The organism is Streptomyces sp. NPDC002004, from assembly GCF_053593975.1.
On sequence record NZ_JBSFDP010000009.1, the window covers coordinates 100,620 to 123,032 of the forward strand.

The 22,413-nt window shown below is 72.0% G+C and carries 21 protein-coding genes; 10 read left to right on the plus strand and 11 right to left on the minus strand.

Going from position 1 to position 22,413, the window contains the following annotated elements; genetic code table 11:
- Positions 1–10 precede the first annotated feature (10 nt).
- From ACWCP6_RS16605 to ACWCP6_RS16630, 6 genes are all read right to left on the minus strand, one after another.
- Positions 11–1,111 carry a calcium:proton antiporter gene (locus ACWCP6_RS16605; RefSeq protein WP_450933153.1) on the minus strand — a complete coding sequence of 367 codons (1,101 nt, stop codon included), beginning with the start codon at positions 1,109–1,111 and terminating at the stop codon, positions 11–13.
- Between the two features lie 115 nt (positions 1,112–1,226).
- Positions 1,227–2,207, minus strand: coding sequence for a TerC family protein (locus ACWCP6_RS16610; protein WP_450933154.1), 981 nt, complete (start codon positions 2,205–2,207; stop codon positions 1,227–1,229).
- 251 nt (positions 2,208–2,458) lie between these two features.
- Positions 2,459–4,393, minus strand: coding sequence for a TerD family protein (locus ACWCP6_RS16615; RefSeq protein ID WP_450933155.1), 1,935 nt, complete (start codon positions 4,391–4,393; stop codon positions 2,459–2,461).
- 74 nt (positions 4,394–4,467) lie between these two features.
- The gene (locus ACWCP6_RS16620) at positions 4,468–5,046 is read right to left on the minus strand and encodes a TerD family protein (RefSeq protein WP_450933156.1); all 579 of its coding nucleotides are present in this window, start codon (positions 5,044–5,046) and stop codon (positions 4,468–4,470) included.
- Between the two features lie 279 nt (positions 5,047–5,325).
- Positions 5,326–7,467 (minus strand): excinuclease ABC subunit UvrB, encoded by a 2,142-nt coding sequence (uvrB, locus tag ACWCP6_RS16625; protein ID WP_450933157.1) that lies wholly within the window; start codon positions 7,465–7,467, stop codon positions 5,326–5,328.
- A gap of 40 nt (positions 7,468–7,507) precedes the next feature.
- Positions 7,508–8,395 carry an MHYT domain-containing protein gene (locus tag ACWCP6_RS16630; protein ID WP_450933158.1) on the minus strand — a complete coding sequence of 296 codons (888 nt, stop codon included), beginning with the start codon at positions 8,393–8,395 and terminating at the stop codon, positions 7,508–7,510.
- Positions 8,396–8,671: 276 nt separating this feature from the next.
- Here ACWCP6_RS16630 and ACWCP6_RS16635 point away from each other — a divergent pair, with 276 nt between their 5' ends.
- The 3 genes from ACWCP6_RS16635 (at position 8,672) to ACWCP6_RS16645 (ending at position 11,704) form a co-directional block, all read left to right on the plus strand.
- Positions 8,672–9,541 (plus strand): glycerophosphodiester phosphodiesterase, encoded by an 870-nt coding sequence (locus tag ACWCP6_RS16635; protein ID WP_450933159.1) that lies wholly within the window; start codon positions 8,672–8,674, stop codon positions 9,539–9,541.
- A gap of 40 nt (positions 9,542–9,581) precedes the next feature.
- Positions 9,582–10,136: a methylated-DNA--[protein]-cysteine S-methyltransferase gene (locus tag ACWCP6_RS16640; RefSeq protein ID WP_450933160.1), complete on the plus strand. Its 555-nt coding sequence runs from the start codon at positions 9,582–9,584 to the stop codon at positions 10,134–10,136.
- Between the two features lie 323 nt (positions 10,137–10,459).
- Positions 10,460–11,704, plus strand: coding sequence for an MFS transporter (locus ACWCP6_RS16645; RefSeq protein ID WP_450933284.1), 1,245 nt, complete (start codon positions 10,460–10,462; stop codon positions 11,702–11,704).
- Positions 11,705–11,756: 52 nt separating this feature from the next.
- On the opposite strand, the gene ACWCP6_RS16650 is transcribed toward ACWCP6_RS16645, so the two are convergent.
- On the minus strand, positions 11,757–12,119 hold the full coding sequence (locus ACWCP6_RS16650) for a cupin domain-containing protein (protein WP_450933161.1): 363 nt from the start codon (positions 12,117–12,119) through the stop codon (positions 11,757–11,759).
- Between the two features lie 293 nt (positions 12,120–12,412).
- On the opposite strand from ACWCP6_RS16650, the gene ACWCP6_RS16655 reads away from it, so the two are divergent.
- The 3 genes from ACWCP6_RS16655 to ACWCP6_RS16665 all read left to right on the plus strand — a co-directional run bounded on the left by ACWCP6_RS16655 (position 12,413) and on the right by ACWCP6_RS16665 (position 14,672).
- The gene (locus ACWCP6_RS16655) at positions 12,413–12,694 is read left to right on the plus strand and encodes a GlsB/YeaQ/YmgE family stress response membrane protein (protein WP_450933162.1); all 282 of its coding nucleotides are present in this window, start codon (positions 12,413–12,415) and stop codon (positions 12,692–12,694) included.
- Positions 12,695–12,846: 152 nt separating this feature from the next.
- Positions 12,847–13,752, plus strand: a complete 906-nt coding sequence (locus ACWCP6_RS16660; protein ID WP_450933163.1) for a pseudouridine-5'-phosphate glycosidase — start codon at positions 12,847–12,849, stop codon at positions 13,750–13,752.
- Positions 13,749–14,672, plus strand: coding sequence for a carbohydrate kinase family protein (locus tag ACWCP6_RS16665; protein ID WP_450933164.1), 924 nt, complete (start codon positions 13,749–13,751; stop codon positions 14,670–14,672). The genes ACWCP6_RS16660 and ACWCP6_RS16665 overlap by 4 nt, the downstream gene beginning before the upstream one ends.
- A gap of 58 nt (positions 14,673–14,730) precedes the next feature.
- Here the strand turns inward: ACWCP6_RS16665 and ACWCP6_RS16670 are convergent, their stop codons facing one another.
- On the minus strand, positions 14,731–15,525 hold the full coding sequence (locus tag ACWCP6_RS16670; RefSeq protein ID WP_450933165.1) for a methyltransferase domain-containing protein: 795 nt from the start codon (positions 15,523–15,525) through the stop codon (positions 14,731–14,733).
- Positions 15,526–15,704: 179 nt separating this feature from the next.
- On the opposite strand from ACWCP6_RS16670, the gene ACWCP6_RS16675 reads away from it, so the two are divergent.
- On the plus strand, positions 15,705–16,832 hold the full coding sequence (locus ACWCP6_RS16675) for a magnesium and cobalt transport protein CorA (protein ID WP_450933166.1): 1,128 nt from the start codon (positions 15,705–15,707) through the stop codon (positions 16,830–16,832).
- 73 nt (positions 16,833–16,905) lie between these two features.
- Here ACWCP6_RS16675 and ACWCP6_RS16680 read toward each other — a convergent pair whose 3' ends face one another.
- Complete coding sequence (locus ACWCP6_RS16680) at positions 16,906–17,325, minus strand: CBS domain-containing protein (RefSeq protein WP_450933167.1); 420 nt, start codon at positions 17,323–17,325, stop codon at positions 16,906–16,908.
- 225 nt (positions 17,326–17,550) lie between these two features.
- Positions 17,551–18,192, minus strand: coding sequence for a uridine kinase (locus tag ACWCP6_RS16685; RefSeq protein ID WP_450933168.1), 642 nt, complete (start codon positions 18,190–18,192; stop codon positions 17,551–17,553).
- 46 nt (positions 18,193–18,238) lie between these two features.
- Here ACWCP6_RS16685 and ACWCP6_RS16690 point away from each other — a divergent pair, with 46 nt between their 5' ends.
- The 3 genes from ACWCP6_RS16690 (at position 18,239) to ACWCP6_RS16700 (ending at position 21,491) form a co-directional block, all read left to right on the plus strand.
- Positions 18,239–18,934, plus strand: coding sequence for a DUF2293 domain-containing protein (locus ACWCP6_RS16690; RefSeq protein WP_450933169.1), 696 nt, complete (start codon positions 18,239–18,241; stop codon positions 18,932–18,934).
- Positions 18,935–19,426: 492 nt separating this feature from the next.
- On the plus strand, positions 19,427–19,909 hold the full coding sequence (locus ACWCP6_RS16695; RefSeq protein ID WP_450933170.1) for an anthrone oxygenase family protein: 483 nt from the start codon (positions 19,427–19,429) through the stop codon (positions 19,907–19,909).
- 94 nt (positions 19,910–20,003) lie between these two features.
- Positions 20,004–21,491 (plus strand): glutamate synthase subunit beta, encoded by a 1,488-nt coding sequence (locus ACWCP6_RS16700; protein WP_450933171.1) that lies wholly within the window; start codon positions 20,004–20,006, stop codon positions 21,489–21,491.
- Positions 21,492–21,839: 348 nt separating this feature from the next.
- Here the strand turns inward: ACWCP6_RS16700 and ACWCP6_RS16705 are convergent, their stop codons facing one another.
- Positions 21,840–22,388 (minus strand): carboxymuconolactone decarboxylase family protein, encoded by a 549-nt coding sequence (locus ACWCP6_RS16705; protein ID WP_450933172.1) that lies wholly within the window; start codon positions 22,386–22,388, stop codon positions 21,840–21,842.
- Positions 22,389–22,413 lie beyond the last annotated feature (25 nt).

The following is a 22,413-nucleotide window of genomic DNA, read 5'->3' on the forward strand; positions in this document are numbered from 1 at the left end:
GCTCGGGCCGCTACGGGGTGACCGCCAGCTCCAGGTACGCGGCGAACACGACGAGATGCACACCGCCCTGGAGCAGCGTGGCGCGGCCCGGCACCACGACGAGCGTGGCGACGACGACGGTCAGCGCGAGCAGCACCATGTGAACGGGGCCGAGGCCCAGCACGAGCGGCCCCGACAGCCAGAGGGAGGCGGCCGCGACGGCCGGGATGGTGAGGCCGATGCTGGCCATCGCGGAGCCCAGGGCGAGGTTCAGGCTGGTCTGCACACGGTCACGGCGTGCGGCGCGCACCGCGGCGATCGTCTCGGGCAGGAGCACCAGCAGGGCGATGACGACCCCGACCACCGAGGCGGGCAGACCCGCGGCCTGCACACCGGACTCGATCGTCGGCGAGACGCCCTTGGCGAGTCCGACGACGCCGACCAGCGCAAGGCCCAGCAGGCCGAGGCTCAGCAGCGCGGCGCGGGACGACGGCCGGTGGGCGTGGACATCCGTGTCGGTGACGGCGCCCTGCCGGGTGGGCGGCAGGAAGTAGTCGCGGTGCCGCACCGTCTGGGTCGCCACGAACAGCCCGTACAGGACGATCGAGGCGAGGGCCGCGAAGGTGAGCTGGGCGGTGGAGAACTCCGGGCCCGGCTTGCTGGTGGTGAACGTCGGCAGGACCAGGCTGAGCGTCGCCAGGGTCGCGACGGTGCCGAGGGCCGCCCCCGTGCCCTCCGGATTGAAGACGGCCACGCGGTGGCGCAGCGCGGCGACCAGCAGGCACAGGCCCACGATGCCGTTGCAGGTGATCATGACCGCGGCGAAGACGGTGTCGCGGGCCAGCGTGGCGCTCTTGGGCCCGCCGTCGATCATCAGGGTGACGATCAGCGCGACCTCGATGACGGTCACGGCGACCGCGAGGACGAGCGAGCCGAAGGGCTCTCCGACGCGGTGTGCGATGACCTCCGCATGGTGCACCGCCGCGAGGACGGACCCGGCGAGGACCAGGGTGACCAGGCCGACGAGGGGTACGGGCAGGGCGCGGCCCCAGGTGAAGGCGAGGAGGACGACGGCGAGGACCGGCACGACCGACGTCCACCGTGCCACGAGGGCCCGGAGCCGGACGGTCATGGACCCGACCGCCGCAGAGCGCCGCGGCGCCCGCCCCACGTCGTACGGCGGTGCGGCGGCGGCTGCGCGACCACGGCCGCCGCCCTACGCCGGGTCGTCGGTGCACCGGTGCCCGTCATACGTCGGCGCTCTGCTTCTGCACCGCCTCGGCGCGCGCCTGCTTCCTGGAGGTCATGAGGCTGGTCGCCGTCGTGATGACGAGCACCGCGCAGATGACGGCCAGCGAGACCGGAGTGGAGATCTCCGGAGCCGGCACACCGGACTCGTGCAGCGCGTGCAGCACCAGCTTGATGCCGATGAAGCCGAGGATCACCGACAGGCCGTAGCTGAGGTGGACGAGCCGCTCCAGCAGACCGCCGATGAGGAAGTACAGCTGCCGCAGCCCCATCAGGGCGAAGGCGTTGGCGGTGAAGACGATGTACGGGTCCTGGGTGAGGCCGAAGATCGCGGGGATCGAGTCGAGCGCGAAGAGCACGTCGGTGGTGCCGATGGCGAGGACGACGACCAGCATCGGTGTCATCACGCGCTTGCCGTTCTGCCGGATCCACAACTTGGTGCCGTGGTAGCGGTCGGCCACACCGAACCGCTTCTCAGCGGCCTTCAGCAGCTTGTTCTCCTGGTACTCCTCGTCGTGCTCCTCGGCTCTGGCCTCCTGGACCAGCTTCCAGGCCGTCCAGATGAGGAAGGCGCCGAAGATGAAGAAGACCCAGGAGAAGCTGGCGATGATCGCCGCGCCCGCGGCGATGAAGAGCGCGCGCAGCACCAGCGCGATGAGCACGCCGATCAGCAGCACGCGCTGCTGGTACTGCGACGGGACCGCGAACTTCGCCATGATCAGGACGAAGACGAAGAGGTTGTCGACGCTCAGCGACTTCTCGGTGACGAAGCCCGCGAAGAACTCCCCGGCGGGCTGTCCGCCCTCGAACAGCAGCAGACCCAGCCCGAAGAGGGCGGCCAGGACGATCCAGACGACCGTCCAGATCCCGGCTTCCTTGATGGATACGTCGTGGGGCTTGCGGCCGATGAAGAAGTCGGCCCCGATCAGGACGCACAGGCCCACGATCGTCAGAACCCACATGGTCAGGGTTACGTCCACTGCTCCTCCGGCAGTCGTCACGGCAACTTTCAGCGTCGTCGCTGCCGGAGGTCTCCTCCACCCGGGCGCATGGCGCTCCACCTGCGCCGCGGGCCGGCGCCCCGGGACCTTGGACAGGTCCGTACTGACGGGCGCGCCGCGTTCGGGAGTACTCCCCTCCGCGTGGAAAACAGTACCCGAAACACCAAGGAATGGTAAAGGGCTTGGTAAAGGTGATCCCAAGTACGCAGGTCGGGGCGGGTGTCCGGGTGTCAGTGGTCCCAGGCTCGACGGGCCTGCGCCACCTGGGTGAGCACCTGGTGCAGGATCTGGCTGCCGGGCGGGACGAGCGACGGCCGGTACGTCCATGCGTGCCCGACCCAGGGGTCCGCCAGGTGGTCGTCCGGTACCGGCGTCAGCCGCAGCAGGGAGCGCCACAGCGGGTCGAGCAGCGGCCCGAACCCGGCGGTGTCCTCCCGGTCCGCGACCATCATCAGGTGGACGCCCACGTCCGGTCCCTCGTCGGCCAGATAGCGCAGCTGGTTGACGGCCCGGTCGTCGAAGCCGTGCGGGAAGTCGTTCACGACGAGGAGCTGCCGGGCGGTGTCCACATCCGGCGGCAGGGCGTCGGACGCCTCGCTGCGGACGGCCATCTGCACCAGGTCCACGCGCCGGGTGAGCCGGTCCAGCAGGGCACCGACTCCGGCGGCCCCGACGGCCGGGGGCGAGGCGAGGACGCCCGCGCGCATCAACGGCTCCAGCGGGCCGGCGGCGGAACCCGCCGGGTCGATGACGTGCACGGCGAACTCACCCACCGGATGGGCCGCGAGCAGCCGCGCCGCATGCGCGACGGCGCTCTCCATCGCGAGCCGTCGCAGGTCGTGCGCATCGGCGTACACCTCGGCGGCGGCCGTGTGCGTGCGACCGCTGTCGATCCACAGGCCTCGCTCCAGGGGCAGCCTGAGCAGCATCGGAATGCGCAGCTCCGGGCTCTCCGGAAGATGGAGATCGCCCAGGCGCAGTGCCATCGGGGGCTCGGTGGGGACGCGGTAGGCGTGCCAGACCGGGTTGTCCCAGCCGGCGTAGGCCGGGGGCAGCGCGGGCTCGACGACGGACGCCTCCGCGGCGAGCTGGGCGACATCCCGGTCGTAGGCGTCCCTGGCCCGGTCGGTGAGCTCCGCGTGCCGTGCGCGAGCGGCCTCGCGGGCCACGTCCGCGCCGCCGGCGGCCCTGTTGCGCGGGTCGGCGAGCACCTTGTCGAGCTCCTGCTCCCGGCGCGAGTCCGCGAAGTCGACCGCGCTGCGGTACGCGGCGGTGGTCCGCGCCAGGTCCTCGAACATGCCCCACACCTGGTTGTAGAGCCGCTCGTCCATGGACCAGCCGGTGGCGTCCCCGGCGAACGGTCCGGCGGCCGCGCCGTCGGAGGGCGGGGGCGCCATGGGCGGGGGCGGTGCGCCGGTGCTACGGCCCGGGTGGGTGTAGTCGACGGGCCCGCCCGGGGCCTGCTGCGGCGCGGGGGCGACGGTGGTCGGCGGCTCGGCGGGAGCCTGCGTGCCGGCTCCGCCCGGCGTACCCGCCCCGGGCGACGCGCCTCCGGCCGTTCGCACCCGCGCTTCGTCCGTGGTGCGCTGCGGGGGCGCCGCGACCGAGCGGGCCAGACCGCGGGCCACCGCTTCGTCGATCTCCGCGGCAAGCTCCCGCGCCTCGGACAGACCCTGGTCGGCGAGCAGGGCGGCCAGCCCGCCCGCGTACCCCTGACCGATCGCGCGTACCTTCCAGGCACCCTGACGGCGGTACAGCTCCAGGGCGACGACGGCGGACTCGCTGTCCAGGCCGGTGAGGGTGTAACTGGCCACCTCGGTGCCGTCGAGGGCGGTGACCGCGACGAAGGGAGCGGCGACGGCACCGAAGTGCGCCGGACCACCGACACCCGTGGGCAGCGCCAGCAGCACACTGACCCGGTGTGCCTCCTCCGGGACGGCGTCCAGGTCCACCGCGAGCCGGTGGTCCGCGGCGGCCTGCTTGGAGGCCTCGATGCCGGGGAGTGCCGGAGATCCTGGGTGGGCCACCCATCCGGTGCCGCGCACCGTGTCGTGCTCGTCCGTGAGCGTGGCACCCGCGACCACCGGCGCGCCGGCGGAGACGCGGATCTCCAGACGGGTCTGGGCGAGGGGGTGGTTCTGCCCCCGGACCAGCTCGACCGTCATCGTCGTTCGTCCCCCTCGTCGAACCGCTGCGGCGGTCGGACCTCGTACCGGCCAGTGCTGTTGCTGCTGAGTGACTACAGGTGGGGCAGGATCGCCGGCATCAGGTCCTGGAACGTGCGGCCGTTGGACGGGGTGCCGAGTGCCGTCATCTGCCAGGAGGAACCGGCGCGGTGGACCTTCGCCATGATCTGGGCGGTGTACTGGCCGCCGCCGTCGAGGGTGTAACGCGCGAGCTCCTGGCCGTTGGTCTCGTCGATGATGCGGCAGAACGCGTTCTGCACCTCTTGGAAGGTCTGGCCGGTGAAGGAGTTCACCGTGAAGACGATCTGGTCGATGTGGACCGGGACGCGCTGAAGGTCGACGAGGATCGCCTCGTCGTCACCGCCCTGCCCCGCGCCGCCGACGAGGTTGTCACCGGTGTGCCGCACCGAGCCGTCGTCGCTGACGAGGTGACGGAAGAACACCACGTCCACGGGCTGCTTGTCCGCGAAGAGCACGGCCGAGGCGTCCAGGTCGATCTCCTGGGTGCGCCTGCCGAACAGGCCTCGACGGGGCGCCGCCTGCCACCCGAGTCCCATGCGCACCGCGGTCAGGGCGCCCCCGTCGTTCTTCTGCAGACTGATGGCCTGGCCCTTGGACAAGTTGACCGTCATGTGCCGTCCCCTCTCGCACTGTCCCCTGTTACCGCACACTCGCGGCCCGTCGCGCCGCCCTGGTGCACGGCTGCTTCGAACCCTACGCACCGCCACTGACAGTGACGCACACCGGGCTGCACTTTGTGTCGGTCTTGAGACACAGGGTGGCGCGGGGGGAGATACGGCGACGGGCGCCGGGAGATGCAGGGTGGCGCGGCGGCCCCGGGCCCCGCGGGCGGGTGGGCGGCGCCGTGCCCACCGCGCCGGGCCCGCGCGGCCCCCTGCCTCGCGGGGCCGTCAGGCGAGCCCCGCCTCGCGCATCTGCCGCAGCTCCTTCTTCATCTCGGACACCTCGTCACGCAGCCGGGCGGCGATCTCGAACTGCAGGTCCGCCGCCGCTGCGCGCATCCGGTCCGTCAGCTCCTCGATCTGCTCGGCGAGTTCGGCGGCGGGCCGGTCCGTCGGCACGGTGGCCCCGGCCTTGCCCTTGGCGGTCCTTGCGGCCTTCCCGGCGGCGGAGCCCAGCGAGGGCACCGGGGCCTTGCCGCCCTTGCCGTCCTTGCCCGCCTTGCGGTAGCCGCTGCCGAGCAGTTGCTCGGTGTCGATGTCCTCGCGCGCGATGGTCGCGACGATGTCGTTGATCTTCTTGCGGAGGGGCTGGGGGTCGATGCCCTTCTCCTTGTTGTACGCGATCTGCTTCTCCCGGCGGCGGTTGGTCTCGTCGATGGCCTTCTCCATCGCCGGGGTGATCTTGTCGGCGTACATGTGGACCTGGCCGGAGACATTGCGCGCGGCGCGGCCGATCGTCTGGATCAGGGAGGTGCCGGAGCGCAGGAAGCCCTCCTTGTCGGCGTCCAGGATCGCGACGAGCGACACCTCGGGCAGGTCCAGGCCCTCCCGGAGGAGGTTGATGCCGACGAGGACGTCGAACTCACCGGAGCGCAGCTCGCGCAGCAGCTCGACACGGCGCAGCGTGTCGACGTCGCTGTGCAGGTAGCGCACCTGGATGCCGAGTTCGAGGAAGTAGTCGGTGAGGTCCTCGGCCATCTTCTTGGTGAGGGTGGTGACCAGGACCCGCTCGTCCTTCTCGACGCGCTTGCGGATCTCGTGCACCAGGTCGTCGATCTGGCCCTCGGTGGGCTTGACGACGACCTCCGGGTCGACGAGGCCGGTCGGGCGGATGATCTGCTCCACCTGGCCGTCGCCACGGGACAGCTCGTAGGCGCCGGGCGTGGCGGACAGATACACGGTCTGCCCGATGCGCTCCTGGAACTCCTCCCATTTCAGGGGGCGGTTGTCGAGCGCGGAGGGCAGCCGGAATCCGTGATCGACGAGGGTGCGCTTGCGGGAGGCGTCACCCTCGTACATGGCACCGATCTGCGGGACGGTGACGTGGGACTCGTCGATGACGAGGAGGAAGTCGTCCGGGAAGTAGTCGAGGAGCGTGTTGGGCGGCGAGCCGGGCAGACGGCCGTCGAAGTGCATCGAGTAGTTCTCCACGCCGGAGCAGGAGCCGATCTGACGGAGCATCTCGATGTCGTAGGTGGTGCGCATGCGCAGCCGCTGGGCCTCCAGCAGCTTGCCCTGCTTCTCCAGCTCGGCGAGCCGCTGCTCCAGTTCGCGCTCGATGTCGTTGACCGCCCGCTCCATGCGCTCCGGGCCCGCCACGTAGTGGGAGGCCGGGAAGACGTAGAGCTGTTCGTCGTCGCTGATGACCTCTCCGGTGACGGGGTGCAGCGTGGACAGCGCCTCGATCTCGTCGCCGAACATCTCGATGCGGACGGCCAGCTCCTCGTAGACCGGGAAGATCTCGATGGTGTCGCCGCGCACCCGGAAGGTGCCGCGGGAGAACGCCACGTCGTTGCGCGTGTACTGGATGTCCACGAAGCGGCGCAGCAGCTCGTCGCGGTCGGTCTCCTCGCCGACCTTGAGGGAGACCATGCGGTCCACGTACTCCTGCGGGGTGCCGAGGCCGTAGATGCAGGAGACCGAGGCGACCACCACGACGTCCCGCCGGGTGAGCAGGGAGTTGGTCGCGGAGTGGCGCAGGCGCTCCACCTCCTCGTTGATCGAGGAGTCCTTCTCGATGTAGGTGTCCGACTGCGGGACGTACGCCTCGGGCTGGTAGTAGTCGTAGTACGAGACGAAGTATTCGACCGCATTGTTCGGCAGGAGCTCACGGAACTCGTTCGCCAGCTGGGCGGCCAGCGTCTTGTTCGGCGCCATGACGAGCGTGGGGCGCTGAAGCTTCTCGATCATCCACGCCGTGGTGGCGGACTTGCCGGTGCCGGTGGCGCCGAGCAGGACGACGTCCTTCTCCCCCGCGCTGATGCGTCTTTCCAGCTCGGCGATGGCCGTGGGCTGGTCTCCGCTCGGCTGGTAGGAGCTGACGACCTCGAAGGGCGCCACCGTGCGTTCGATCTTGGATACGGGCCGCATGGAATCAACCGTACGACCCCCCACCGACAACGGGGCCGGCTCACCAGTTCTGCGGGCTTCGGACGCCCTGCGGGGTGCGGGTGCCGTGGTGCTGCGGGGCGCGGGCGCCGGAGCGCAGGGACAGCCGGTGCTCCGTGCGCGGGCGGGGCAGGAAGGCCCCTGCGGGAAGCTCCGCCGGGCGTCCGGCGCGTCCGGCGGCCACCAGGTGCGGGTCGAACATGACGACGGCTCCGGCGAGGACGAGGAAGGCCAGCGGACCGATCAGCATGGGCGCGAGCAGCTCGGCGGGCGGGTCGCCGACGGGGGCCGCTCCGGCGGCGCCGTGGTGGAGGTGGACGGAGAGGGCAGCCATGCCGGTGTAGTGCATGCCTGTCACGGCCAGGCCCATGACCAGACTCGCCCCGAGGCTCCACAGGAAGCCGCGTGCCTGCCCGGCGGCCCACAGCGCCGCCGTCGACGCCACCACCGCGATCACGACGGAGGCGGCGACCGTCAACGTGTTGTACTCCAGGCGACCGTTCAGACGCATGCCCGCCATTCCGAGGTAGTGCATCGAGGCGACGCCCAGACCGGTGATGGTGCCGCCGGTGAAGAGGGGGCTGCCGGTGGTGCCCTTGAAGCCGACGATGAAGATCCCCACGCCGACCATGACAACGGCGACGGCGAGGCTCGCGAACGTCGTCGGCCTGTCGTAGTGGATGGGCGTGTCCTCGATGCTGAACCCCATCATGGCGATGAAGTGCATGGTCCAGATCCCGGACCCCATGGCCCCCGAGCCGAGTGCCAGCCATCCCGGCCGCCACGAGTGCGCGACCAGCAGCGATCTCGTGGTGCAGCGCAGTCCGAGGGCACCTCCCAGGCAGGCCATCACGTAGGCCACCACTGGCGTGACGAGTCCGAAGCTGAATCCGTCGACCGTGCCTTGCATGCGCGGCAGCCTTTCCACCTGTAGTGCCCCGGAAGGCCGTCCTGCCCCCGGTTCCGTGGCCGCCGGGGCGGCTGCGGTTGAGGCAGAGAGTACGGCTCGGCCCGGAACGCCTGAGCGATTGTTCGGCAAAGAATCACGGCCTTGCTTCAGGTGTGTGCCCCTCGTGATGACACCCGCCCGGCTTTGTTCAAGTTGTGGCGGCGTCGCGGATGACGCATGGTGACGCTCTGCTGTCACTCTCGAACCATCCGTGACCACCAGATGCGAGGAGTATCCGTGTACACACGCGCTGCCGCAGCCGCCACCGCCGCGCTGGTCGGAACCGGTGCGCTGTTCTTCCCCACGACCACGGCCTCCGCACAGCACGAGAACGTCGTGGTCGTCGGGCATCGCGGCGCCTCCGCGTACGCGCCGGAGAACACGCTGGAGTCCGTGGACAAGGCGCACGCGCTCGGCATCGACTGGGTCGAGAACGACGTGCAGCGGACCAAGGACGGCCACCTGGTGGTGCTGCACGACGCGAGCCTCAAGCGCACGACGAACGTCCAGGAGCTGTATCCGGGCCGGGCTCCGTGGAACGTCCGCGACTTCACCGCCGCCGAGATCGCCAAGCTGGACGCCGGCCGGTGGAAGGGGCCCGAGTTCGCGGGCGCACACGTGCCGACGCTGAAGGATTACCTGAACCGGGTCGACGCCAACCACCAGAGTCTGCTCCTGGAGATCAAGAATCCCGAGCTGTATCCCGGCATCGAACGCGACATCCTGCAGGAGCTCGGCAGGGACCGCTGGCTCAACAAGCAGCACCTGGACGAACGGCTGATCGTGCAGAGCTTCGGCGTCGACAGTGTGCAGACGGTCCACCGGCTCCGGCCGGACATCAGAACCGCGCTCCTCGGCACCCCGTCGATCGCCAAGCTGCCCGCCTACTCGGAGTTCGTCGACCAGATCAACCCGAGCGACAGCACCGTCTCGCGGTCGTACGTGAGCCTTGTCCACGCCTTCAACGGGGCTCACGGGAGGCGTCTCCAGGTGTACACGTGGACGGTGAACGACGCTGCGACGGCTCGTCGGGTGGCCGACTACGGCGTCGACGGCGTGATCAGCAACGTGCCCGACGCCGTCGCGAAGGACCTGCGCGAGCACTGACGCGGCGGCGTTGTCGGTGCCGGGCCGTACGGTGGTCGGCATGGACAGCGATGGGCAGTGCGAGCGGCGGGTCGTCTGGACCGTCGAGGACACGGGGATCGGCCCCCTGCTGCTGGCGGCGACCGACGCCGGCCTGGTCGGTGTCGTCTTCCACGCCACGGACGCGGTGCGTGACCGGGCGCTGGAGCGGATCGGCGCGCGGCTGGGCGGCACGCCGGTGAAGGCGCCGGACTCCCCGCTGCTGGCCGAGCCCGTACGCCAGGTGCGGGCCTACTTCACGGGCGAGCTGCACGACTTCCGGCTGCCCCTCGACTGGTCCCTGGTCTCGGGGTTCAACCGGCAGGTGCTGCGCGAGCTGGCCGCCGGCGTGCCGTACGGCACGGTGGTGGGCTACGGCGACCTCGCGCACCGCGTAGGCCAGCCCGGCGCCGCCCAGGCGGTCGGCGTCGCCATGGGGGCCAATCCGCTGCCGGTGGTCGTCCCCTGTCACCGGGTCGTCGAGAGCGACGGCGGCATCGGCGGATTCGGCGGCGGTCTCGAGACGAAGCGGAAGCTGCTGGCCCTGGAGGGCGTGCTGCCGGAACCGCTGTTCTAGGCGGGCGCGCGCTCTTCCCGGTGCGGGAGGGTGCGGGACACGGGGCACGCCCCGGGCCTTCAGGCTCCCGCCCCCACGCCCCCGCGCCCGGCCCGGGGTTTCGAAGCCCGGGTTCCGAAGCCCGGGTTCCGAAGCCCGGGTTCCGAAGCCGGGGTCCCGCAGGTCCGTACGCTGCCGGATCCCACACCCGAGGTCCGGAGGTATGTCGAACGCCGGTGCGAGCTGGGACACTGCCGCGGGTGACCACCTTCTCTTCCCGGGCGAACGGGACGGACCCCCGTGCGACGGAGCGACAGAGCGCCGGAGCCGGCGCGACGTACGAGATGGCCGCGCTGCGCCGCCGCATATCCCGCGTGCTGATAGCCGGTCAGATACTCGGCGGCCTCGGCGTCGCCACCGGGATCGCGCTCGCCGCGGTCCTGGCCAAGCAGGTCAGCGGCACCGAGTCGCTGTCCGGTCTGGCGCCGACGGCCACCGTGACGGGGACCGCCGTGCTGTCCGTGCCGCTGGCCGCCCTGATGACGGCGCGCGGGCGGCGGCCGGGCATCGTCCTCGCCTATCTGATCGGCGCGCTCGGTGCGGGTGTGGTCGTGGTGGCCGCGGTCGTCGGGAGCTTCCCGCTGCTGCTGGCCGGCATGGCCGGGTTCGGCGCGGCGTCCTCGGCCAACCTTCAGGCGCGGTTCGCGGCGGCCGACCTCGCGGATCCCGCGCACCGCGCCCGTGCGATCTCCACCGTCGTGTGGGCCACCACGATCGGCGCCGTCCTGGGCCCGAACATCGCGGCGCCCGCGGGCCGCAGCGTCCGGGGCCTCGGCATACCCGAGGCGGCGGGCCCGTTCCTGTGGGCGGCGGGCGTGTTCCTGCTCGCCGCCCTGACGGTGGCGGTCCTGCTGCGGCCCGATCCGCTGCTGACCGCCCGTGCCCTCGCGCCCGCCGACGAGCAGACGGCCCGGGGGCGCTCACTGCGGGCCGGGATCTCCGCCGTGACCGCGTCGGCGGGCGCCCGGCTGGCGCTCGTCACGGTCGCGGTCTCGCACACGGTGATGGTGTCGGTCATGTCGATGACGCCGGTCGACCTCGGCCACCACGGCGCGAGCATCGACCTCATCGGGCTGGTCATCAGCGGACACATCGCGGGCATGTACGCGTTCTCGCCGGTGATGGGCCGCCTCTCCGACCGGTTCGGCCGGTTCACCGTGATCGGTCTGGCCGTCGCTCTGCTGGCATGTGCGGCTCTGCTCGCGGGTACGGCGGACGACAGCCACGGGAGGACGGCGGCGGGGCTGTTCCTGCTGGGCCTGGGCTGGTCCGCCGGGCTGGTCGCCGGCTCGGCGCTGCTCACGGACTCGGTGCCGCAGCCGGCCCGCGCCGCGGCCCAGGGCCTGTCCGACCTGGTCATGAACACCTCGGCGGGCATCGGGGGCGTGACCGCCGGGATCGTGGTGGCGCGGGCGAGCTACGGCTGGCTCACCCTGGTCGCCGCCCTGCTTCTGCTGCCGCTCGCCGCGCTCGCCCTGTTCAGCCGCCGGGCCCCGGCCGCGACGGCCTCCGCGGACCTCGGAGACTGACGGTCCCGGGGGCCGGGGGCCTCGGAGACTGACGGTCCTGGGGCCGGGGACCTCAGAGGCTGATGTGGTAGGCCTTGCGAAGGGTCTCGTGCACCGTCCACGTCGTGCGGTCGCCCTCGCGCAGCACGGCCGCGTCGCCCGGGCCGACCTCGATGGTGGCGCCGCCCTCGACCTCGACGGTGGCGCGTCCGCTGACCACCACGAAGAGCTCGTTCGCCTCGGTGTCGGTGACCACGCCCGGCGTGATCTGCCAGATCCCGCGCAGCTGCTTGCCGTCGGCGGACTCCCACAGCACCTTGCCGGTCACGACCGGGTCGCCGGAGACGATCTGCTCGGGATCGAGCGGCTCCGGTTCGAGTTCGACGTCCGGAATGTGCACGGCGAATGAGGCGGCGGCCTGGTCTTTCGTGTTCATGGCCGGTCACCCTAGCCGGGGCCGGGGCCCGCGGCCACGGCGGGGAGCGCCGGTGCGGCGACGGGGATCCTCCGCGGCGATGACGGGCGCACGCCCGGCGCGACGGCGCGCCTGCCCGAGCGCTCCCGCCTGCCGCGGAGTCACGGACCGCCCGAACCCCCTGGACTGGGAACCGCCCTCGGAGGGAAAACGGTTGAGTGACTGCCCCGGACGTGGGGGCGCGTGCGGGATCCGGCGGCGACCGCGAACGGCCGCCGGGCGGCGTGCCTGGGGGCGAAGGGAGTCGTACGGACATGGAGATCTCCGGCGTTCTCAGCGCCATCGTGATCGGTCTCGTCGTCGGTGTGCTGGGCCGTCTCGCCCTGCCCGGCCGGCAACGCATCGGGGTGCTGACGACGATCCTCGTCGGCATCGTGGCCGCCCTGCTGGGCTCCGCCGTCGCCGCGGGCCTCGGGGTCGCCGACACCAAGGGCGTCGACTGGATCGAATGGCTCATCCAGATCGGTCTGGCGGCCCTCGGAATCGCCTTGCTGGACCGCGGGGCGCAGGGACGGAGGTGGGGCGTCCGCCGCTGAGCGGGACGCCGTCTCACGTGCCCGTGGGGTGCGTGTCGGGCGGGTTGGGGGCGGCGGAAGCCTCGCGACGACGGATTCCACCGCCTTCCGGGGTTTGACCGGCAACCCCGCTCGCCAGGGATGAGGAGAGGATCATCGGGCGGGAGGCATCTGTGTTGATCGTGTCGGACGAGGTGCAGGAGGCGCTCGCAGCGCGACGGCCGGTCGTGGCGCTGGAGTCCACGATCATCGCGCACGGGCTGCCGCGCCCGCGCAACCTCCAGGTGGCGACGGAGCTGGAGGACGCGGTGCGCGCGGAGGGCGCGGTCCCGGCGACGATCGCCGTACTGGACGGGCGTCCCCGCGTGGGCCTGGACAAGGAGCAGCTGGAGCGGATCGCGAACGAGGACGGCATCCGCAAGCTCGGCCACCGTGACCTGCCCCTCGCCGTCGCCTCGGGGGCGAGCGGGGCGACGACGGTGTCCGCGACGGCCTTCCTGGCCGCCCGCGCGGGGGTACGCGTGTTCGCCACCGGAGGCCTCGGCGGCGTCCACCGGCAGTGGGCCGAGACGCAGGACGAGTCGGCCGACCTGGGACTGCTGGCGCGCACCCGGATCACCGTGGTGTGCGCGGGCGTGAAGTCGATCCTGGACGTTCCGGCCACGCTGCAGCGGCTGGAGACGCTGGGCGTCCCGGTCGCGGGCTACCGCACGGCGCGCTTCCCCGGCTTCTATCTGGCGGACTCCGGCCACCCCGTGGACTGGACGCTGGACGGCCCCGAGGAGGTCGCCGAAGTGATGCGGGCTCAGGACGCCATCGGCGGGCCCGAGTCGGCACTGATCCTGGCCAACCCTGTTCCGGTGGCCGAGCAGCTCGATCCCGCGCTGCATGCGCGCGTACTGGCCGACGCGCTCCGGGAGTGCGCCGAGCAGCAGGTCACGGGACAGGCCGTCACCCCCTTCCTGCTGGACTATCTGGTGCGGCACACCGACGGGGCGTCGCTCAGCGCCAATCTGGCGGCGGTGCGCGGCAATGTACGGCTGGCCGCCCGCGTCGCCGGCGCGTGGGCCCGCGTGTGACCGGGGGCGCGGACGCCCCGGCGGGACTGCTGGTGGCCGGCGATGTCGTCACGGACATCGTCGTGCGGCACCGGGGCCCGGTCGCACGCGGCACCGACACGGCGGCCGCGATCCGGGCCGTGCCGGGTGGCGCGGGAGCCAATGTGGCCTGCTGGGCGGCGCATTGGGGCTGGCCGGACGTACGCGTGCTGGGCCGGGTCGGTGGTGAGTCCGCGGCATGGCACGAGCGCGCCCTGGCGGACGCGGGCGTACGCCCCCTGCTCGTCGTCGATCCGGAGGCGGCCACGGGCAGCGTGGTGTGCCTGGTGGACACGGGCGACGGGGGCGAGCGGACGTTCCTGACGGACAGCGGCGCCTCGCTGCGGCTCTCTCCCGGCGACTGGTCGCCCTCACTGCTGGACGGCGTGAGCCGGCTGCATCTGTCCGGCTACCTGTTCTTCTCCGCGCCGGGCCGGGAGTTCGTGGGCGCGGCGGTATCGGCGGCCCGGGTGCGTGGGGTGCCGGTGAGCGTCGATCCGGCGTCGGCCGGATTCCTCGAGGAGCTCGGCGCGGACCGCTTCCTGGCACTCGCGGAGGGCGCGGAGGTACTGCTGCCCAGCCTGGACGAGGCGCGTCTGCTGACCGGGCTGGCGGATCCGGCGGACGCGGCGGCCCTGTTGAGCCGCGCCTTCTCCCTGGTGGTGGTGAAGCGGGGCGCGGAGGGCGCGCTCGTCGCACGGGCCGGTGAGGTGGTGGCCCGTGTCCCGGCCGTGCCCGCCCGCGCGCGGGACGCGACAGGCGCGGGCGACGCCTTCACCGGCGCGTTCCTCGCGTCGCTGCTCAAGGGCCGCGAGGCCGTGGACGCGGCGGCGGAGGGCTGCCGTGCGGGCGCTCGGGCGGTCGAACGCCTCGGCGGGCGGCCGGAGAGCGAGCGCCGGTAGGCGGGGCGGGCCCCGTGGGTCCGGTGGCCCTCCGCCACCGCGTGCGACGGCCGCGCCGTTACTCCTTCCGCCCCCAGGCGGAGATCAGCGGTGCGGTCGCGAGGTCCATGTCTCCGCGCGCGACGTTCTCCAGGTGCCGGTCGATCTCGTCGTCCGTCGCGACGCCCGCGGTGACGAGCTGTCCCCGGATGTGGCGTACGGTCGCCGTCTCCAGCTCGGCACAGGCCTGCGAGGTGAGGGGGAAGTACGCGTCGGCCTCGACGCGGCGCAGACCGGCGGTGCGCAGCAGGCGGGGCAGTGTGCGGCCGTATGCGAGGTCGGCGCCGCGTCCGGCGAGGAGTGTACGGAAGCCCTGGCGCAGATGGTTGGCGAGCTGCTCCGCCGGCCCGTGCTCGTCCGGGCAGGTCAGCGGCTGGAGCGCGGGGTCCGCGTCCTCGACGAGCAGCCTCCCGCCGGGTCGCAGCGCCTTCACCAAGGACGCGAGCGCCTTCTCGCGGTCGGGTACGTGAACGAGTACCAGCCGGGCGTGCACGAGGTCGAACCCCTCGGCGGGCGGCGCGTCCGTGGCCACGTCGTGCCGGCACACCTCGACGGGGGCCCGGGCGACCGAGGACAGCCAGGACGTGTCGATGTCGGTGGCGAGCACGCGCCCCGTGGGGCCGACCCGTTTGGCGAGCCAGGACACGACGGACGTGCCGCCTGCGCCGACCTCCCAGCAACGCCAGCCGGGCCCGATGCCGAGCTGCTCCATGTGCCGGAAGGTCGTGGGGTCGAAGAGGGTGGCGAAGGCGTCGAAGCGCTGTCCGGCCTCGGCCCGCCGGTTGTCGAGGAGGTACCCATCGGATTGATTCATACCGAGATCATCCCAGTCGTCGGAGTTGTCCGGGATCGACGACGCTCACATCGCGGGCCGCCACACGGGCGTTGGCGCTCACCACCGGAGCGGAACACTCCGTTCCCACAGGCTTTCACTCCCGAATCCGATCACTGGCAGACTGGCGCGGCAGGCAGCAGTCCAGCGAGGAGGCCCTCATGTCGATGGCAGGCAATCTGCGGAAGGTCGGCAGTCTCCGGAAGGTCGGGACCCTCCGGAGCGTTGCACGCCTGACGCGTAGGCACGCCCGCGTCGATCTGAGCCACCCGGCCCGTTCACCCCTGGGGTCGGCGGTGGTGAAGTGCGTGACGTACCGGAACGGCGTACGGCAGACGGGCGGGCACGACCTGGTCGAAGCGGTCGAGCGCGTCCGCAAGACGGGCGACGGCTTCGTGTGGCTGGGGCTGCATGAACCGACGGAGCTCGAATTCGCCGGTGTGGCCGAGCTCTTCGACCTGCATCCGCTGGCGGTGGAGGACGCGATCGACGCCCATCAGCGCCCGAAGGTGGAGCGGTACGGAGAGACGCTGTTCGCCGTGCTGAAGACCGTGTGCTACGTCGAGCACGCCGAGCTGACCGCGACCAGCGAAGTGGTCGACACGGGCGAGATCATGGTCTTCGTCGGCAAGGACTTCGTCATCACGGTCAGGCACGGCCGGCACGGTTCGCTGGGTCCGGTCCGTGAGGCCCTGGAGGCGGAGCCCGAGCAGCTGGCCAAGGGGCCGGCGGCGGTGCTGCACGCGATCGCGGACCATGTCGTCGACGACTACCTGATCGTCACGGACGCCGTGCAGAGCGACATCGACCTGGTCGAGACGGCGGTGTTCGCCGAGGGCGGCGCACGCACCGACCCCGGCCGCGTCTACCAGCTGAAGCGGGAACTGCTGGAACTGAAGCGGGCCGTGGTCCCGCTCGGCCGGCCGGTGGAGGTGCTCGCGACCCAGTCGATCCGGGTGATCGCCCCGGAGATACAGGCGTACTTCCGCGATGTCGCCGACCATCTGCTGCGGGTCATCGACCAGATAGCCGCCTTCGACGACCTGCTGAACTCCATTCTGCAGGCGCATCTGGCGCAGGTGACGGTCGCTCAGAACGAGGACATGCGGAAGATCACCGCCTGGGCCGCCGTCATCGCGGTGCCCACGATGGTGTGCGGCGTCTACGGCATGAACTTCGACTACATGCCGGAGTTGCACTCACCGTACGGCTATCCGGCGGTGATCACGCTGATAGCCGTGGCGTGCCTGGCACTGCACCGGGGGTTCCGGCGCAACGGCTGGTTGTGAGCGGGGCGGCCGCTCACGGTCGGTCGTCACCGCCGCCTCGGGGGCACCACGGCGGCGCCCCCGTGCGCAAGGGTCAGCGCGTGGCGTAGACGGACTCGACGAAGGACGCGATCTGATCGTCGTTCAGGTGCGCGGCGAGGTCGGCCTCACTGATCATGCCGACGAGGCGCTTGTTCTCGATCACCGGCAGTCGGCGGATCTGGTGGGACTGCATCTCCTGGAGCACTTCGCTGACGTCGGCGTTCGCGTCGATCCAGCGAGGAGTGCCCTTGGCGAGTTCACCTGCGGTGACCCGGGAGGGGTCGTGGCCCATGGCGACGCAGCCGATCACGATGTCGCGGTCGGTGAGAATGCCGCACAGGCGCTCGTTCTCGTCGCTGATGGGCAGCGCGCCCACATGGAGTTCACGCATGAGCTGCGCGGCGCGGTCCAGGGTCTCGTGGGCGGGGATCCACTGGGCGCCCGGGTGCATGATGTCTCCGGCGGTGGTCATGGAGTACCTCCCCGTGACGGGCGGCCGGCGCGGCGCGGGCGCACCGCGGGTCCCGGCGCACTTCATTGTCTCCACCCCCGGGGAGGCTCGCCAACTCGGGCCGGGAGGCCGACGGTCTTCCCGGACACGGCGCCGGCGGTCACCCCGGCGTCGCCATTCGCCCGGGCGGGCACGCCGCGACGCCGAGGCGCACCCGCAGTCGCCCTGGGCACCGCCTGCCGTGGGTCAGCCGTTCCATGCGGGGTGGCGGGGGTCATCGGCCCGTACCAGGACGTCGGCCGCCGTCGCGGGGTCGGTCTCGTTCTCATAGCGCTCGAAGGCGGGCAGTGTCCAGTGCTCCTCGTCGGGCGTGCGCCGGCGCAGGGCACCCGGTGAGAGACGCACGTGGACGGCGAGGTCGAAGGGGAACCAATGGTTGAGGAGGAGCGGACCATGCATCAAGAGCACCGCACCGGGGGGTAGTTGGACTCGGGGACTGCGGGTGGCGCGGTCGGCCGCCGGGTCCCAGAGGTCGGGCAGCACCCGGCCGTCGCCGCCCGGTTCCAGAGGCCCGAACACCTCGCGCCACAGCGCCCCGGTGTCGTACCAGCCCGCGTAGTACGCGTCCGGGTCGTGGCGGCCGTACTCGAAGCGGAGCGACGCGGGACGCAGGAAGCCCTCCGTACCGACGACGAGCGAGGCGCGACCCCGCACCCGCAGAGCGTCGGCGACGAGCCGGGCCAGGTCGCCGGGGTGTGCGGCCGGTGCCCCGTCGAAGGCGACCCGTGGCCAGGGGCTGCCGTCGTCCGGTTCCAGGTCGAGCAGACGGTCGGCGAGGGTGTCGCCGAGCCGTTCCCAGGTGATCGCTTCAAGTCGCACACGGCCCATGATGCCTCCCGGCGACACAGGGCTCCGGAGGGGGAAGGAAAGGCGTATGACGGTCGGTACAACTCCCCCGGTGCGCCCGGGGATTCTGGTGATCCAGCCAATCGGCCGGCGGCACTGCGCGAGGTGCCGGACCGGTCCGCTGCGGATGCTGGTGATGGAGGACGGTGCGCCCCGCTGTCTGCGCTGCGCGGATCTGGGGCACCTGGTGTATCTGCCGCGCGGGGACACGGCGCTGACCCGGCGGGCCCGGGAGGAGAGCGGGCTGTCGGCGGTGGTCGTGCGGTTCCACCGGCGGCGGGGACGCTACGAGCGGCAGGGCGTTCTCGTGGAGGAGGCGGGCCTCGCCCGGGCGGAGGCGAGGTGCCTGGCGGACGCGGAGGCACGGGCCCGACGCCGGGCGCGGGACGCACGCAGGCGGGCCGCCGAGGACGTGCGGTTCACGGCGGCTTTCGCGGCGGAGATACGGCGTCTGTTCCCCGGGTGCCCGGCGGAGCGGGCCCAGGCCATCGCGGCGCACGCCTCGGTGCGCGGCAGCGGTCGCGTCGGGCGCAGCGCCGCGGGTCGCGCCCTCACCGGGACCGCGGTGTCGGCCGCCGTCCGGGCGGCGGTGCGGCACACGGAGACGCCGTACGACGAGCTGCTGATGAGCGGCGTCCCCCGTCTCGAGGCACGCCGCCGCATCGCCCCCGCCGCGGAGGCGGTGCTGCGGGCGTGGCGCGGGGAGGAGCAAGCAGTGGGCTGAGAGGCGGGTGGGGTGGGGCGGAGTGTGGAGGGAGGGGGCGGGGGCGGGGGCGGGGAACTGCGATGCGCAAGGCGCCGCACGCGACGCCGTTCCCGGGACCGGGGCCCAGCCGCGGGCACCGCCGACCGCAGGACCACGGACGGATCCGGACGCGAGGCCGTGAGCGGAGCCGGAGGCGGAGGCGAGGCAGTCGACGCCGCCGGGCCCGGAACCGGTGAGCGGAGCCGACCCCAAGCCTTCGGCCGGTCCGGACTCCAAGCCTTCGGCCGGTCCGGACTCCAAGCCTTCGGCCGGTCCGGACCCCCCGGCCCGGACCCGGGGCCATGTACCGCGCCGGAGCGTGAGAATGCGCGAAAAACGGGGCACTGGTCACGGGCGTATGCGCAACGAGCGCAGACTGTCGTACCGGCACCACCTGAACGCACCAGGAGCACCACCGCACGCCCCAGGCACGTCCGTCACACCAACCACAGTGGACCCGTGGGAGTTGTCATGATCGAGGGACCGTACTTCGTGCTCATCCTGGCGGGTGCGCTGGCCTGCGGGGTTGCGGCGGGGGTGTTCTGCGCGTTCTCGACGTTCGTGATGCGGGGGCTCTCCGCCCTGCCGCCCGCCCAGGGCATCGCGGCGATGCAGGCGATCAACGTAGCGGCGGTGAACCCGGCCTTCATGGTCGTGTTCCTGGGAACGGCGGTGCTGTGCGCCGTGCTCGCCGTGGTGACGTTCGTGCTGTGGCCCGAGCAGGAGACGCTGGAGCTGCTCCTCGGCTGCGCGGTGTATCTGATCGGTTCATTCGGGGTCACCGTCACCGCGAACATACCCCGCAACGACGCCCTGTCCAGGCTGGACCCCGACGCTCCCGAGAGCGCCGAGCACTGGCGGGTCTACGTGGGCGAGTGGACGATGTGGAACCACGTCAGGGGGGTCTCCGCGGCCGTCGCCTCCGCGTCGTTCGTGCTGGCGCTGACCGGCTGAGCAGGGCGCTCCGTACCGTCGTATGGTGGCGGAAAGACGCCGGTCCGGGCCGTACGGCCAGGGGTCGCACGGGCCGTACGCGAGGGAGACGGCCATGGCCGACCCCAAGGGTTTTCTCACCACGCCCCGCCAGGAGTGGCCGCGCCGCCCCGTCGAGGAGCGGGTCCGCGACTGGGACGAGGTGTACGTCCCCGGGGCCCTGCTGCCGATCATCCAGCCGCAGGCCGACCGTTGCATGGACTGTGGGATTCCGTTCTGCCACGACGCCTGCCCGCTCGGCAATCTGATTCCGGAGTGGAACGATCTGGTCGCCCGTGACGACTGGCGGGCGGCGAGCGACCGGCTGCACGCCACGAACAACTTCCCCGAGTTCACCGGCCTGCTCTGCCCCGCCCCGTGCGAGGCGGGCTGTGTGCTGGCGATCAACCAGCCCGCCGTCACGATCAAGAACGTCGAGGCGGCCATCGCCGAGCGGGCCTGGGAGGCGGGGTACACGCCGCCACGGCCGCCGGACCGGCTGACCGGCCGTACCGTCGCGGTTGTCGGGTCGGGTCCCACGGGGCTGGCCGCGGCCCAGCAGCTGACGCGGGCCGGGCACACGGTCGCGGTGTTCGAACGGGACGACCGGTTGGGAGGGCTGCTGAGATACGGCATCCCCTCGTTCAAGATGGAGAAGCACCACCTGGAACGGCGGCTGGAGCAGATGCAGGCCGAGGGGACCAAGTTCCGCGAGTCGACGGCCGTCGGGCGGGACATCGGCGGTCAGGAGCTGCGGACGCGCTACGACGCGGTGGTGCTCGCCGTAGGTGCCACGGCCTGGCGTGAACTTCCGGTCCCGGGCAGGGAGTTGGAGGGCATCCACCAGGCGATGGTGTATCTGCCGCTGGCCAATCGGGTGTGCGAGGGCGATCTGGAGGTCTCGCCGCTGTCGGCGGAGGGCAGGCATGTCGTGATCGTCGGCGGCGGGGACACCGGGGCGGACTGTCTGGGGACGGCGGTGCGGGAGAGGGCTGCGTCGGTGACGCAGCTGGACATCTATCCGCTGGCGGAGGCGGAGCGGGACGAGGACGTCGATCCGTGGCCCACCTATCCGAAGGTGTACCGGATGTCGCCGGCGCACGAGGAGGCCCGGGATCTGCGCACCGCTCCGACCGCGGACGCCGACGCGCGGCTCTTCGCCGCGTCCACGCTCCGTTTCGACGGCGATGCGAGCGGACACGTCCGGTCGCTGCACCTCGTCGAGGTGGACGCCGAGCGCCGGCCCCTGCCCGGGACCGAGCGCACGCTGCCCGTGGACATGGTGCTCATCGCGCTCGGCTTCTCCGGTCCGGATCTGGGCGACGGGATCGCGGACCAGCTGGGGATCGCCCTCGACGAGCGCGGGACGTACGCGCGGGACGCCGGGTTCGCGACCAACGTCCCCGGTGTCTTCGCGGCCGGGGACGCCGCGCGCGGGCAGTCGCTGGTCGTCTGGGCGATCGCCGAGGGGCGGGCCGTGGCGGCGGCGGTGGACCGGTACCTCACGGGCAGGACCACGATGCCGGCCCCGATAGGGCCCTACGACCGGCCGATGCGGGCGTAGGGCCTCGGCCACTGCGGGCGGACCGGCCGTTGCCCGCGTCGGGACCCGCCATTGCGGACGCAGGGGCCGGTCGTTGCAGGCATAGGGCGCCCGATGGCCGAGGACCTCGCGCACACCGGGCTCGGCGGGCCGAGGCGGACGCGGCCGGAAATGAAGTGGAGCCGGCCGTCCCCATGACATCGGGAGGGAGCCATGGGGCCGCGGCATCCGGACGGACCCGACCGGCCCCGTGGCATCCGGACGGATCCATGAGGCCCCAAGGCGTCCGGATGGAGCGTGGGGCCTCATGGCATCCGTGCGGAGCGGGGAGGCCTCCTCGCACCGGGTGACGGAGACGGCGGGACGCGTTCAGCGCTCGTCCGTCCCGGCCACCTTCCCGGTCGACAGGGCGATGCGGTTCCAGGTGTTGATCGTGAAGATCAGAGCCAGTACCTGGGCCAGCTCCTCGTCGTCGAACTGGGCGGACGCCTCCGCATAGACCTCGTCGGGGACGCCGGCGTCGGCGATGAGGGTGACGGCGTCGGTGAGGGCGAGGGCGGCCTGCTCCTTCGGCGTGAAGAAGTGCCGGGCCTCGCGCCAGACGGAGACCATGTGGAGCCGGTCCTCGCTCTCGCCCGCCCTGCGGGCGTCGTTGGTGTGCATGTGCAGGCAGTACGCGCAGTGGTTGAGGACCGAGGACCGGATCTGGATCAGTTCGACGAGGGCAGGGTCGAGGTTCTCGCGGGCGGCGGCGTCGAACCCGATCAGCGCGCGGAAGGCCTTGGGCGCCGCCTTCGCGAAGGCGAGGCGGGGGGCGGGGGCAGAGGTGGAGGTGGAGGCGGCTGAACGGCCGTTCTGCGGAGCGGTGTTCGCGGTCGTGTTCGCCGTCGTGTGCGTCGTCGTGTTCGTCATGACCATGAATCTATGGCAGTGAAAGACCGGC